The sequence below is a fragment of the Anaerofustis butyriciformans genome, assembly GCF_036289385.1.
Lineage (GTDB): Bacteria > Bacillota > Clostridia > Eubacteriales > Anaerofustaceae > Anaerofustis > Anaerofustis butyriciformans.
Map to the genome: position 1 here is coordinate 109,629 of NZ_JAYFFH010000004.1, position 13,921 is coordinate 123,549.

17 protein-coding genes are annotated in these 13,921 nt (G+C 28.3%); 9 read left to right on the forward strand and 8 right to left on the reverse strand.

Annotation, left to right across the window (positions count from 1 at the left end):
- Positions 1-124: 124 nt before the first annotated feature.
- The 4 genes from ftsE (at position 125) to V2W16_RS06920 (ending at position 4,192) form a co-directional block, all read left to right on the forward strand.
- Positions 125-805 (forward strand): cell division ATP-binding protein FtsE, encoded by a 681-nt coding sequence (gene ftsE / locus V2W16_RS06905; protein ID WP_138268227.1) that lies wholly within the window; start codon positions 125-127, stop codon positions 803-805.
- Entirely contained in the window at positions 774-1,703 is a 930-nt protein-coding gene (ftsX, locus tag V2W16_RS06910; protein WP_329383525.1) for a permease-like cell division protein FtsX, read from the forward strand. Before ftsE ends, ftsX begins: the two co-directional genes overlap by 32 nt.
- Before the next feature lie 11 nt (positions 1,704-1,714).
- A complete protein-coding gene (locus tag V2W16_RS06915) occupies positions 1,715-2,875 on the forward strand; it encodes a murein hydrolase activator EnvC family protein (protein WP_329383528.1) in 1,161 nt (386 codons plus the stop codon).
- Between the two features lie 78 nt (positions 2,876-2,953).
- Entirely contained in the window at positions 2,954-4,192 is a 1,239-nt protein-coding gene (locus V2W16_RS06920) for a murein hydrolase activator EnvC family protein (protein ID WP_329383531.1), read from the forward strand.
- Between the two features lie 28 nt (positions 4,193-4,220).
- Here the strand turns inward: V2W16_RS06920 and V2W16_RS06925 are convergent, their stop codons facing one another.
- Positions 4,221-5,216, reverse strand: coding sequence for a dipeptidase (locus tag V2W16_RS06925; RefSeq protein WP_329383534.1), 996 nt, complete (start codon positions 5,214-5,216; stop codon positions 4,221-4,223).
- A gap of 162 nt (positions 5,217-5,378) precedes the next feature.
- On the opposite strand from V2W16_RS06925, the gene hslO reads away from it, so the two are divergent.
- From hslO to V2W16_RS06950, 5 genes are read left to right on the forward strand one after another with little or no spacing between them, the layout of a single operon-like run.
- Entirely contained in the window at positions 5,379-6,254 is an 876-nt protein-coding gene (hslO, locus tag V2W16_RS06930) for an Hsp33 family molecular chaperone HslO (RefSeq protein WP_329383537.1), read from the forward strand.
- Position 6,255: 1 nt separating this feature from the next.
- The gene (locus tag V2W16_RS06935) at positions 6,256-7,074 is read left to right on the forward strand and encodes a PHP domain-containing protein (RefSeq protein ID WP_329383540.1); all 819 of its coding nucleotides are present in this window, start codon (positions 6,256-6,258) and stop codon (positions 7,072-7,074) included.
- Positions 7,075-7,098: 24 nt separating this feature from the next.
- Positions 7,099-7,683, forward strand: coding sequence for a hypothetical protein (locus V2W16_RS06940; protein WP_329383542.1), 585 nt, complete (start codon positions 7,099-7,101; stop codon positions 7,681-7,683).
- An 8-nt stretch (positions 7,684-7,691) separates the two neighbouring features.
- On the forward strand, positions 7,692-8,507 hold the full coding sequence (locus V2W16_RS06945) for a hypothetical protein (protein ID WP_329383545.1): 816 nt from the start codon (positions 7,692-7,694) through the stop codon (positions 8,505-8,507).
- 1 nt (position 8,508) lies between these two features.
- A complete protein-coding gene (locus V2W16_RS06950; RefSeq protein ID WP_329383548.1) occupies positions 8,509-9,078 on the forward strand; it encodes a thymidine kinase in 570 nt (189 codons plus the stop codon).
- A gap of 260 nt (positions 9,079-9,338) precedes the next feature.
- Here the strand turns inward: V2W16_RS06950 and rho are convergent, their stop codons facing one another.
- The 7 genes from rho to rpmE all read right to left on the reverse strand — a co-directional run bounded on the left by rho (position 9,339) and on the right by rpmE (position 13,775).
- Entirely contained in the window at positions 9,339-10,910 is a 1,572-nt protein-coding gene (gene rho / locus V2W16_RS06955) for a transcription termination factor Rho (RefSeq protein WP_329383551.1), read from the reverse strand.
- A gap of 499 nt (positions 10,911-11,409) precedes the next feature.
- Positions 11,410-12,042, reverse strand: coding sequence for an RNA-binding cell elongation regulator Jag/EloR (gene jag, locus V2W16_RS06960; RefSeq protein ID WP_329383554.1), 633 nt, complete (start codon positions 12,040-12,042; stop codon positions 11,410-11,412).
- Positions 12,008-12,781, reverse strand: coding sequence for a YidC/Oxa1 family membrane protein insertase (locus V2W16_RS06965; protein ID WP_329383557.1), 774 nt, complete (start codon positions 12,779-12,781; stop codon positions 12,008-12,010). Before V2W16_RS06965 ends, jag begins: the two co-directional genes overlap by 35 nt.
- An 18-nt stretch (positions 12,782-12,799) precedes the next feature.
- Positions 12,800-13,021 (reverse strand): membrane protein insertion efficiency factor YidD, encoded by a 222-nt coding sequence (gene yidD / locus V2W16_RS06970; RefSeq protein WP_138268553.1) that lies wholly within the window; start codon positions 13,019-13,021, stop codon positions 12,800-12,802.
- Positions 13,014-13,352: a ribonuclease P protein component gene (rnpA, locus tag V2W16_RS06975; RefSeq protein ID WP_253230208.1), complete on the reverse strand. Its 339-nt coding sequence runs from the start codon at positions 13,350-13,352 to the stop codon at positions 13,014-13,016. The genes yidD and rnpA overlap by 8 nt, the downstream gene beginning before the upstream one ends.
- A gap of 60 nt (positions 13,353-13,412) precedes the next feature.
- Complete coding sequence (gene rpmH / locus V2W16_RS06980) at positions 13,413-13,547, reverse strand: 50S ribosomal protein L34 (RefSeq protein ID WP_138268555.1); 135 nt, start codon at positions 13,545-13,547, stop codon at positions 13,413-13,415.
- A 27-nt stretch (positions 13,548-13,574) separates the two neighbouring features.
- Entirely contained in the window at positions 13,575-13,775 is a 201-nt protein-coding gene (gene rpmE, locus V2W16_RS06985; protein WP_138268556.1) for a 50S ribosomal protein L31, read from the reverse strand.
- Positions 13,776-13,921: the final 146 nt, after the last annotated feature.

Genomic DNA, 13,921 nt, shown 5'->3' on the forward strand with positions numbered 1-13,921 from the left:
ATTCGACAATTTAATTGATAATGTAACAAATTATGCTATAATATTTTAATAAACGTCTAATAAAACTTCTTTAAAAATTAGATGTGTATTTTTGGTATTCAAAAAAAACAGGACAGGAGTAAACATGATTACTTTAAAAGACGTATCGTTGATATATGAAGGCGGAGAGAACCCTGCTCTTAAAGATGTTAATATCAACATTGACAAAGGCGAATTTATTTTTGTTATAGGTAAGAGTGGTGCAGGAAAATCTTCATTAATAAAGTTAATTTTAAAAGAAATTGCACCTACAACAGGTGAAATTACAGTTGCAGGTTACGATTTAAATAAACTTAAAAGCAAACAAGTTCCATTTTTAAGACGTCATGTTGGAGTTGTATTCCAAGATTACAGACTTCTTGAAAACAGAACAGTTTATGAAAATGTAGCTTTTGCAATGGAAGTTATGCAACACAAACAAAGTAAAATACAAAAAAGAGTTCCAAACGTTCTTAGAATGGTAGGACTTAAAGATAAAGCTAGAAAATATCCCAACCAATTATCAGGTGGAGAGCAACAAAGAGTTGCAATTGCAAGAAGTATTATAAACAATCCTAAAATACTTATTTGTGATGAACCTACAGGGAACTTAGACCCACAAACCTCAATTGGTATTATGAAACTTCTTCATGATATTAATAAAAGAGGTACAACTCTACTTGTTGCCACACATGATAAAACCATCGTTGATGCTATGCAAAGAAGAGTTATAGCATTAAAAGACGGAGTAGTAATTGGAGACAGAAAAGGAGGATACGGCCATTAAACCATCAACTTTAAAGGTTTTTATAAGAGATTCCTTTCAAAATATAAAAAGAAATTCATTAATGAGTGTTGCTTCTATATTATCAGTAGTTGCCGCACTTATAATAATCGGTGTATTTTTAGTATTTGCACTTAATTTAAATTATATGACACAAGGCATTGAAGATAACCTTGAAATAAAAGTTTATCTTAATGACAACTTAAATGATACTCAATTAAGTCAAATAAAAACACAGCTTGAAAGCAGTAAACTTTGCAAAAGTGTAACTTATGAATCAAAAAATGATGCTCTAACTAATTTCAAGCAAGACTTTGGAGATAAATCATATCTGTTAAATGGATATGAGGGAAAAAACAACCCTCTGCCTGCATCATATATAGTTAAAGTTACAGATTCAACAAGACTAAAAGATATGTATGAATATGCAAAAAACATTGAAGGTGTAAAAGACGTTGTTTACGGTGAAGAAGTTGTTGATAATTTACTTAAATTCAATGACATGGCGAGTATTGTATGTATAGTTATTTTTATAGTTTTAAGTATTGTAAGTATATTTATTATTTATAACACAATTAAATTAACTGTTTATGCAAGAAGAAATGACATTACCGTTATGAAATATGTTGGTGCAACAGACTGGTTTATAAGATTTCCATTCTTAATAGAAGGAAGTATTCTTGGATTATTAGGTTCAAGTATATCAATTTTAATTATAAGAAATATTTATTACTATGTAGTAGGATTTATTCAAGGTGGAGGAACAGGACTTCCAATAGGAAGCAGTATAGCACCTCCTGGATTTATCATGGGGGAAGTTACAATTCTTTTCATAGTATATGGAATTATCATCGGAGCTGCAGGAAGCGCATTCTCAATTAGAAAATTCTTAGACGTATAAAGGAGATAGACATGAAAAAGAAGATAATCCCCTTAATTTTAGTAATGGCTTTTATTACTACTTTTGTATTTTCACCCAATATAATAAACGCAAAAACTACAAAGCAACAACTAAATGAAGTTGAAGATCAACTTGATACAAAAAAAGATTCTTTAGAAGACAAAGAAAATACCGCAAGCGATTTGGAAAATCAAATTGAAAGTTATGATACAAAAATTTCTAATTTAACAGAAAAAATTAACGAACAAGAAAAAAACAAAGAAGAAATTGAAAAAGAATTAGAAAAATCACAAAAAGAACTTAGGGAAGCAAAAGAGAAAAGAAAGAAATATCAAGATTTACTTTCAGAAAGAATGGAAGTTATGTATATGTATGGAGATACAGGTTATCTTGACTTAATATTTTCATCAAAGAGCTTTTCTGATTTAATAGGCAAAATATCAACTGTGAAATCACTTGTAAGCTATGATCAAAGTATAGTAAGTGAACTTCAAGAAGTTGAAAATGAAATAAACACAAAAACAGAAAAAATTGCAAAAAATAAAGAAGAATTAGAAAAAGTTATTGCAGACTTAACAGAAAATAAAGAAAGCTTAGATACATTAAGAGTTGCAAAAAATGCAGAACTTACAAATGTTAATGGAGATATTGATGATTTAAATGCTGAAATCGCAAAACTTGAAGCAAAAAAAGCCGAACTAGATAGTAAAATAGCAGCACAAAGCGGTTCATCATCAAATAATAATTATAACTCCGGAACAGGAAAAGGAGTTCTAGGATGGCCTACTCCCGGAAATTATTACATAACAAGTTACTTTGGATACAGAGATCAACCTACTGCCGGAGCCAGTACAAATCATGGTGCAGTTGATATTGGAGTAAGTACAGGCACTCCTGTATTATCACCTGGAAATGGTGTTGTTACATACTCAGGATGGAACGGCGGATATGGTTATGCAGTATCAATAGACTGTGGTAATATAGGCGGAGATCATATTACGGTTCTGCTTGCCCATAACAGCTCACTTGCTGTATCTACAGGTCAAAAAGTATCAAGAGGACAAGTAGTTGCATACAGCGGCAGTACCGGAATTTCAACAGGACCACACCTACATTTTGCAGTATATTGCAACGGTTATGCAGTTGATCCATTAAATTACGTAGACATTTAAAATTTTAAATATAAATAAAAAGGGGTTTTGAATAAATTCATTACCCCTTAAAACGCCTTTTAAAAGCGGAGGGGAAAAATGTTAAAAAAATTTATTTCATTTGTATTAATTTTATCAATGATGGTTTCTGTTACATTTCTTCCAAATAATGTAAGTGCAAAAACCACACAAGAAAAACTAAATGAAGTCGAAGAACAAATCGACGACAAAAAAGGAACGCTAAATTCAAAAGAAGATACAGCAAATATCTTAATAACAGAAATTAGCGACTATGAAACAGCTATAAGCGAACTAACAACAACAATCAAAGCACAAGAAGAAAAACAAACAAGTCTTGAAAAACAACTGGCAACATTACAAGAGGATTTAAAAGAAGCAAATGCAAAGAAAGTAAAATATCAAGGTTTGTTTTCTGAAAGAATGGAAACAATGTATATGTACGGAAATACAGGATATCTTGAATTAATATTTTCTTCAACAAGTTTTTCTGATTTAATTAGCAGAATTGTAACAGTACAATCTCTTGTAAGTTATGACCAAAATATTATTTCTGAACTTGAAAAAGTTGAAAGTGAAATCAATACAAAGACAAAGCAAGTTGCATCTGATAAAGAAGAACTTGATACATTGGTTTCAAATTTAGAAAAAAATAAACAAACAATGAACATAGTTAAAGTTGCTAAAAATGCAGAACTTACAAATGTAAATGGAGATATAAACAGTTTAAAAAAAGAAATTGAGAACCTTGAAGCAAAACAAGAATCTTACAGTAACCAATTATCTGCAGAAAGTGCTGAGGATACAGATACTGTTTATGATGAAAATGACAGCGACAAAAATGATGGTTCAAGTTCATCAGGAGGTTCTTCAAGTGGAGGCTCAAGCAGTTCAGGAGGTTCATCAAGCGGCTCAAGTAGTAAGCTTTTATGGCCAACACCTGGGAATTATACTGTAACAAGTGAACAAGGCTGGAGAATTCATCCAATTTTTGGATATGAAAAATATCATTCAGGAATGGATATAGGTTTAAGTTATGGTGATAAAGTAGTTGCTCCGGCAAGTGGTAAAATAACAAGAGCTTCTGATTATGGAGATGGATATGGCATCGCTATATCAATTGATTGCGGTAAAATAAACGGAAAACATGTTACTATTTTATTGGCTCACAACTCAAGATCAGCGGTATCTGTTGGGCAAACAGTAAAGAAAGGACAAGTAGTAGCATATGGTGGTGCAACAGGATGGGCAACAGGCCCACATTGTCACTTTGAAGTTCATGCAAATGGTGTTGTGCAAAATCCAAGAAATTGGCTATAAAAAAGAGGTTTAAAAAACCTCTTTTTTTTTATAGTACATCTTTAAAAACTCTAAGTGCATTTCTATAAAATAACTTTTCTATTTCATATATATTAAAACCTCTTTTTTCAAGAATAGGAATAAGCATTGGCATTCCTGAACAATCTTTCATTTCAAGTTTACAGCTTATACCGTCAAAATCACTTCCAAGAGCAATAACATCGCTTCCACCGATATTTTTTATGTACTCAATATGTCTTACAATATCTTCGTTTTTACTTTCAAAAGTTGACATTAATTTATCCAACGCATCATAATCTTTTGCCTTTAAAAGAGCAAATAAACTTTTTTTAGTATTTTCATCTATATCACTTAAAAATAAACTATAAAAATTTATTCCTATTATTCCCCCTTTATCTGCAATTTTTCTTATCATATCATCTGTTAAATTTCGTGAGTTATTACATAAACTTCTGGCACAAGAATGAGAAGCAATAAAAGGATATTTACTTATATCACAAACATCATAAAATCCACCGTCATTTAAGTGAGATACATCTACAATCATACCTAGTTCGTTCATATATTCTACTGCTTCCCTACCAAACTTTTTAAGCCCTAAGCTTTGCTCCATTGTATTAGGATAACCTATACAGTTTTCATAATTCCAAGTAAGAGCAGCCATTCTAATCCCACAGTCATAATAATATTTAATATTATCAAAACTATTATCCACACTTCCCATATCTTCATTTGAAAGTATAATATTCTGCTTATTATCTTTTGTATCTTTTATAGATTTTATAAAGTTTATTTTTTCTTCATTTTCTTTTATCATTTTATGAGAAAAGTTTATTAGCTTTTTATAATTATCAATTTTATAATCTGATTTATCTTTTTCATCAAATAATGCAAATACTTGAATAAATGAATCCGCTTTTTTTAGCTTATTTAAATCAATATGTAAATTATTACTGTCAAAATCCAAAATATTTTCATAAAACATTTTAGAAAAAGTATCACAATGTAAATCTATTAATTTCATACAACCACCTTTTTTTAATCTATTTTATATTTTTATTGAAATATATACCTATATATTATATCATTATATCTCATATAAAACACAAATAATTATATTATCAAAATATAAGATAATTTGAAAAAAATTCTTAAAAATAGTATACTAATTTAACGAGGTGATTATATGGACTACATGATAAGAGGAAATTTAAAAAACAGACCAATAAGATTTTTTGTAATTTCCGCAAAAGAAACAATCGAAAAAATGAGACAAATACACGAGGCAATGCCTAATGCTTCCGCTTGCGCAGGTAGAAGTTTAATGGCAACTGCTTTAATCGGATATACAATGAAAAATGATGATGACATAGTTACTACAATTTTAAATTGTGATGGAGAAATTGGTAAAGTAACATGCACAGCTAACAACAAAGGACAAGTTAAATGCGACATAATAAATCCCAAAACAAATATATATTTAAACGAACTTGGGAAATTAGACGTAAAAAAAGTTGTTGGTAACGGAACTTTAAGGGTAATAAAAGATATAGGTTTAAGAGAACCTTATGTAGGAGAAACAGATATTGTAAGCGGTGAAATTGCTCAAGATTATACTTACTATTTTGCAATGAGTGAACAAACACCAAGTGTAGTATCTCTAGGTGTACTAGTTGATAAAGAAAAATTTGATATAATGTATGCCGGCGGGCTTATAATACAATTGCTTCCCGGTAATACAGAGGAAGATATTGAATATCTTGAAGAAAAAGTTTCTCATTTAAAATATATGACAACACTTTTAAGCGAAGGGAAAACTCCGGAAGATATTATCAAAGAAATTTTTAATGATGAAGAAATTGAAATAACAGACAAACAAAATGTCGTTTATTATTGCAATTGCTCAAGAGAAAAAATTGAAAAAGTTGTAATTGCACTTGGAAAAAAAGAACTTGAGGATATTATTGCTACAGATCATAAAATAACTTTAAAATGTCATTTCTGCGGTAAGGAATATACATTATCAGAAGAAGAATTAAATAATTTACTAAAAGAGGCTTAATATGAATAAAGCTGACTTACATGTCCATACAATAATGTCAGACGGTATGCATACCGTAGAAGAGCTTATAAAAATGTGTAAAGCAAGAGGTGTCACAACAATTGCAATAACTGACCATGACACAACAAAAGCCTTACAAAATATTCCTTCTTCATCTGATGTAAACATAATAAACGGAATTGAACTTTCCACAACATTTGACAATAAGAGCGTGCATATTTTGGGATACTATATTAATCCTGAAGATAAAGCTTTAAACGAAAAACTAAAATTTCTTAGAGAAAAAAGGAAAACCAGAGCAAAAAGAATGGTTAAAAAGCTGAAAGAAATTGAAGGTATAAACATTGATTATGAAGAAATAAAAGAAAAGAATCCTAAAAGTGCAATTGGAAGAGTTCATATAGCAAAAGAACTTTTTGAAAAACATTATGTCAAAAATATTGCTGAAGCATTTGAAAAATATATAGGAGATGATTCTCCATGTTTTATCAGAAACGAAAAACTTACTATAAAAGAAGCTGTTAATCTTATTAAAAATGCAGGGGGTATAAGCTTTTTAGCTCATCCGGGATTAATAAAAGATATGGAAAGTTATGAGGAAATCCTAAAGTATGGCATAGAAGGAATTGAGGTATTTTATCCTAAACACTCTGAAAAACAACGTCAGTTCTTTTATGATTTGGCAATAAAAAATAACCTTTTAATAAGCGGAGGCAGTGACTTTCATGGACTTAAAATGAAAGGCAAAAATAAACTTGCCAGTGCGTATCTTACAGATAAATATTTAAATCAAATAATAAATTACCATAATAATATTTAATTTATTTTAATAAGGAGAAAAATAATGTTAAATGAATTAAAAAATATTGATAATAATAAAGATTTTATCGTGAATGCTTTTATTAAAGCTAAAAATTTAAAAGTAAAAAGAATAACATATATATCAAATGAAGGATATGGCAGCGGAGTAAATATATATATTGCAAAGAAAGATAAATCTTTATTACCTGTTGAAGTTTTTTTAGGACTTTGGCTAAAAAATACATTATGGGAAGAAGAATTAACCGACTTTAATTATACAAAAAGCGAATGTGAAAGTATTTTTGAAGAATTGTTTAAAGATATTGCAAAAGAATATACATTAAAAAAATTAGCACCTAAAGATGCTTCAATAGTTCTCGCAAAAGCTATTAAAAATGAACTTGACAACATAAAAAAAGAAAATATCGAAGTAGAAAATCCAGAAGATGTGGAATTCTTGGATGTATCCGGTGTTTATGTAAATAAAAAATATACGCTCTCTACTCCGTTAATTTTAAGAAGCACAGATGAAATAATAGATGCAATTGAACTTTTCTCTAATGATATAATGGGTCAATATGAAGAAATGTTTTTGGAAAGTAAAGAAAGATATGTATATTTCTTTTAGGTAATAAAATGAAAAAACTTATATCAATTTTACTTATATTATTTTTAATATTATTTTTTTCCGGTTGTAATAATTTAATTAATGATGAAAACGGAAAAATACAGGATAACGATATTGCTCACAAATATATTGACGGAGAATACTATATTTTTTCATCTAAATTTGACAATGAATCAAAAGCTGCCTATATGGCATTAACAGTAAAAAATAGTATTATTACCAATATTGACTTTAACTATATTTATCAAAATGAAAAGTTATATATAAACAAAGAAAATATAAGTAATGAAACAACATTTTATGTTAATACATTAAATACACAAGTTCTGCAAAATCAAGAAGCAATAAAAAATACAAACCAAAATTTTGAAGATATTTTTTCAGATTACTCAAAATTATTAGCCGAAGGACTTCGTTTAGCAAAACAAGGAACAATAAAATTAAGTTATATTAATATTGATTATATTTATAATGCTAAAACAACAATATACGATAAAAATGGCTATGATGGTGAATTAATAGTCACATATAAAAATGGACTAATAAATAGTATTTCTTATACAAAAAGAAACAATAAAAATGAAGTTATCACATCAAACAATGAATTTTTAAGAACATTCAAAGATACAAATAATATTAATTATCAAAAATATATTCAAAATATTATTGATATGTCAATAGAAAAAGAAAGTATTGTTCTATCTAAAAATAACTTAGATATAGATAAAGAATACAATAGTCTTGCAAATAAAATAAACAAAAAAGCAAAAGATTTCGATTATACAAAATATAAAATATTTAATGGTATTGGAGAAAGTGTTTAATATGGCACAACTATATTTTAGATATTCTACAATGAATGCAGGAAAATCAATTGAAGTATTAAAAATAGCTCACAACTACGAAGAACAAGGAAAAAACGTATTATTATTTACTTCTGAACTTGATAATAGATATGGTAAAGGTTTTGTTGCATCAAGAATAGGAATGAAAAAAGAAGCTATTGTTTTTAATGATGAAACAGATTTTAAACAAATTGTTCAAATGCAGGAAAAAGAAATACATTGTATTTTAATTGATGAAGGGCAATTTTTAACAGGACAACATGTTTTAGACTTAACACAAATAGTAGATTATATGAACATCCCTGTTATTGTATATGGGTTAAAAAATGACTCTCAAAATAATTTATTTGAGGGAAGTTTAAACCTACTTATTTATGCCGATAAAATAGAAGAAGTTAAAACAGTTTGCTGGTTTTGTAATAAAAAAGCAACAATGAATTTAAGAATAATAGATGGGAAACCTAATTATTCAGGAAAACAAATCCAAATCGGAGATAATCAAAATTATCTTCCGGTTTGCAGAAAGTGTTATGGAAACCCTAAACTATAAGCAATTTAAAAAGCTCCTCTTTTGAGGAGCTTTTTATGATAAAATGAGGGAATGATATGAAAATTTATTTACATATCATTTAGGGGAAATTATGAAAAAGTTTTTCAACTTTTTACTCTGTTAGTATACTATTATAAATTGATATCATATTGTTTTTAATGTGAAATTTTTAAGAACATTTCATGTCTTTTATTCTTCTTTTAATTTAAAAAGCATATCATATTTTTTTTAATATACCAATATTTCATATTATTGACCAATTAAATATTTTTAGTACAAACATTTATAAATTCTTTGTTATTTCTTGTCTTCTTCATTAAGTTAATTACTCTTTCAGAAAGTTCCAAACTATCCATAGCATTTCTTCTTATAATATTTGCACAATTAAGCTCATCTTCTCTTAAAAGAAGATCTTCTCTTCTTGCTCCTGATTTTACGATATCAATTGCAGGAAATACTCTTCTTCTTGCAAGAGATTTATCAAGTACAAGTTCCATATTCCCTGTACCTTTAAATTCTTCAAAAATCACATCATCCATTCTACTGCCTGTTTCAACCAATGCAGTAGCTAAAATCGTAAGACTTCCGCCATTTTCTATATTTCTTGCCGCACCAAAAAATTTCTTAGGATAATAAAGACTTTCAGGATCAAGACCACCGGATAAAGTTCTTCCTGAAGATGGAACAACAAGATTATTTGCTCTTGTGAATCTTGTAATACTATCCATTAAAATCACAACGTCTTCCCCTATTTCAACAAGCCTTTTAGCTCTGTCTAAGACCATTTCAGCTGCTTTTATATGGTTTGCAGGGTTTTGGTCAAAGGTAGAATAAACCACGTCAGAATCAATGCTACGTTGTATATCCGTTACCTCTTCAGGACGTTCATCTATAAGTAAAACTATTAAATGTATATCAGGATTATTTACTCTTATTGCCTTTGCTATTTGTTTAAGAAGGATGGTTTTTCCTACCTTTGGCGCTGCTACTATAAGTCCTCTTTGCCCTTTTCCGATAGGAGAAAAAATATCTATCAATCTGGTTGAAATAATATTTTTTTCTGTTTCAAGATTTATTCGCTCGTCAGGGAAAATAGGTACAAGCTTTTCAAAATCTTTTCTTCCTACAATGCTTTCAGGTGCTTTTCCGTTTACTTGTTCTACATATAATAGCGCATCAAACTTTTCACCTTCTCCCGAAAGCCTTATTCTTCCTCTTACCAAATCCCCTGCTTTAAGTTTATACTTTCTTATATGCTGTGGAGCCACATATATATCATTTTCACCTTGAAGATAATTATTTGTTCTTAAAAATCCATAACCGTCTGATAAAATATCCAAAACCCCTTCATGAGCTTCTGAATATAAGGTCATATCTTTTTCATCATTTTTTTGAAGTTTTTGTTTTTCTTCTTTTAGAATATCACTTGTCTTTCTTCCGTTTACGCCTTCTAGAAAAAGCATAGCATAATACTTTTCACCTTCTTTTGGAGGTCTTACCTTTCCTGATAAAATATCTCCTGTCTTAATTTTAAACCTTTGAACCTGACTTGCAGCAACATAAACAGCATCTTCAGACTTTTTCATATCCTTAGGACGTAAAAAAGCAAAGCCTTCAGGTAAGACTTGAACTTCACCTTCCATATTAAAACTATTTGAAATTGGATCTTTAAGTTTTGAATATCGTTTATTTTCTTCTTCTTCGTTTATTTTTTCTAATATTAAATCAATAATTTCCTGTTTTTTTAACCCACTTATTTTGGTAATACCATATTCACAAGCTTTTTCTTTAAGCTCTGCTACTTTTAATTTTGATAAATCACTACTATTCATAAATACCTCCGGGAAAATGAAAAGAATAAAAAATAAATATATAAATTTTTTGAAATTTAATATAGGATATCTACTATTTTACTATGATAAAAAAAATAAATCAATCAAATTGTTCTTATTTAAGTTTTTGTTAATATAATTTATAAAGGAGAAAAAAATGTGGATAGGAATTAATATTAATAAAATTATTTTTTATATACTTTTTTTAATAATACTTTATTATTTTACAAAAAAAATATTATTAAAAAAATAAATTATAGATTATTTAATATTCTAATCTTTTTTTAATAAAAAAAGTGTATTTTTTTCCTTTTTTTTTCACAATTAAAACAACAAAGTATCATAGCATACTATTATACTAAACACTGTAAAACAAATAAGTTTTACAAGTACAATTTCCCCTTTAATTTTAAAAATGTTATGATTTTCTTTAATTTAGGAAAATATCCTTATAACAGGAAGAAATAAATAACAAAAAAAAAGACCGAAAGGTCTTTTTTTATTCTGTATATTCTATTATTAAGTGTCTGTTTGTACCTTCATCAACAGAATATGTAGTAATATGTTCTCTGCCTTGAAGATATGAATGAATAATTCTTCTTTCATATGGATTCATTGGTTCAAGCTCAACATTTTTTCTTCTTTTTACGGCTTTAGTTGCAAGCTTATCTGCTAAATTTTCCAATGTTTCTTTTCTTTTTTCTCTGTAATTATTGATATCAAGAATTACTCTAATATAATTTTCAGAACTCTTATTTACAACAAGACTTGTTAAATATTGTAAAGAATCTAATGTTTGACCATGTTTTCCAATTAATACACCTGTATTTTCTATATCAAGAGAAATAAACATATTTTCATCTTTTTCATCATAATCAATGCTTATAGAATGTTCAATACCCATTTTATTTAAAACACTATCTAAAAATTCTTTTGCAGTTTCATCAAATTTTTCAATTAAAAACACTTCTACCTTAGCACTTTTTGCACCTATTCCCATAAAACCTGAAGTAGGCATTTCTAAAACTTTTGTATCAACTTCTTCGCTTGTTGCATTAAGTTTTTCAAGAGCATCTTTTATTGCATCTTCAATTGTCTTACCTTTTCCTATTGCGCTTTTTCTTCTTTCCATTAGATACCTCCGTATAATTACTTATAGGTTTTACATGTAAAGATTCAGCTGTTACAGGCATAAATTTATACATAATTTCTGTTTGTAAAATACCAAGTAATGTCGTTGCTGCCCAGTATATAGCAAGAGCTCCTGGGAATGTTAAAGACATCCAGCCTATCATTAATGTCATAACAAAATTCATCATTTGCATACTGCCACCCATTTCATTTGGTTGGTTAGCCATTGATTGTTTCATTTGAATATAAGTAGCAAGAGTAGTAATCATAGGAATAATCAAAGCATATAAAGTATCAAGAGAAAATCCGCTTGTTCTGGCAATATCCATTGCAGATATACTAATATCTTTTAACCAGAAAAATGACATAGAAATATTTGTCATTCCCTCAGTAAAAACATATGCTTCAGGTTGTCTTATAACACCAAATAAACCAATGATTATAGGAAATTGAATTAACAAAGGAAGACAACCACTCATTGGATTATAATTATATTTTTCGTAAACTTTCCACATTTCTTCGCCTTGTTTGGCTTTATCATTTTTGTATTTCTCCTGAATTTTCATAACTTCAGGATTGATAACTTTCATAATTTGCGTTGATTTAATTTGTTTGTATGTAAGTGGAAGCAAAATGATTTTTGCAAATAAAGCAAAAAGAATAATTGCAAGCCCGTAGTTACCTATAAAATTATAGAGAAACAACAAAACTTTTCCAAATAACATATATAAATACGACATGTTTTTTCTTTTTTCCTCCTATAGAAATTTTTCCGGTACCGGGTCGTATCCCCCTTTTGAAAAAGGGTTACATCGTAAAACTCTGTATACACTTAATATAGTGCCTTTAAAAAAACCATGTTTTTTATAAGCTTCAATAGCATAATTTGAGCATGTTGGAATATACTTACAACACGGTCTTTTTAATCCAGATAAATATTTTTGATAGAAGATTACCAGTTTAGTCATCAATTTAGCCATTTTCATTCACCTTTAATAATCCAAGTTTTTTAATCAAATGAAGAAATGAATTATTCAATGTTTGATAATCAATATCTTTTGCTTTAACTCTGACAATGCATATTATATCATAGCCGTCTTTTATTTGGTATGCATTTAACCTAGAAATTTCCCTAAGTCTTCTTTTTATTTTATTTCTGGTTACCGCATTGCCAACTTTTTTACTTACCGAAAAACCTATCCTGCTTTCATTATCGGTTTTTAAAATATATAAAACCAAATGTCTGTTTGCAAAAGATTTTTGGTTATTGTAAACTTTTTTAAAATCTATACTGTTTTTTAATCTTTGCATGATTTACCCTTATCATATATAAAAAAAGGCTACATTTACAGTAGCCCTAGCAGTTAATATCTAAGCAGATAATTGTTTTCTACCTTTTCTTCTTCTATTTCTGATTACATTTTTTCCGCCTGGAGTAGACATTCTGCTTCTGAAACCATGATTTTTCTTTCTTTTATGATTGTTTGGTTGAAAAGTCCTTTTCATAAGAATATGCCTCCTTCTATATTATACTTAGTCCAAATTGTATCTTTTCTTAAATCTATCAACTCTACCGCCTGTATCTACAAGTTTTTGTTTTCCTGTATAGAATGGATGACATTTTGAACAAATTTCCACACGGATTTCATCTTTTACAGAACCTGTTTCAAAAGTATTTCCACAAGCGCAAGTAACTGTACATTTACCATAGTTTGGATGGATTCCTTCTTTCATTTCTTTCACCCCTTTTGACCAATTATTATATAAAAAATAATTTTATATTCTTTACTATATTCGTAGCCTAATAAGTATACTATTTTTTTTACAATAATGCAAATGTTTTTTTTATTTTTTATAATATTTTTTTTATCATACTTTTA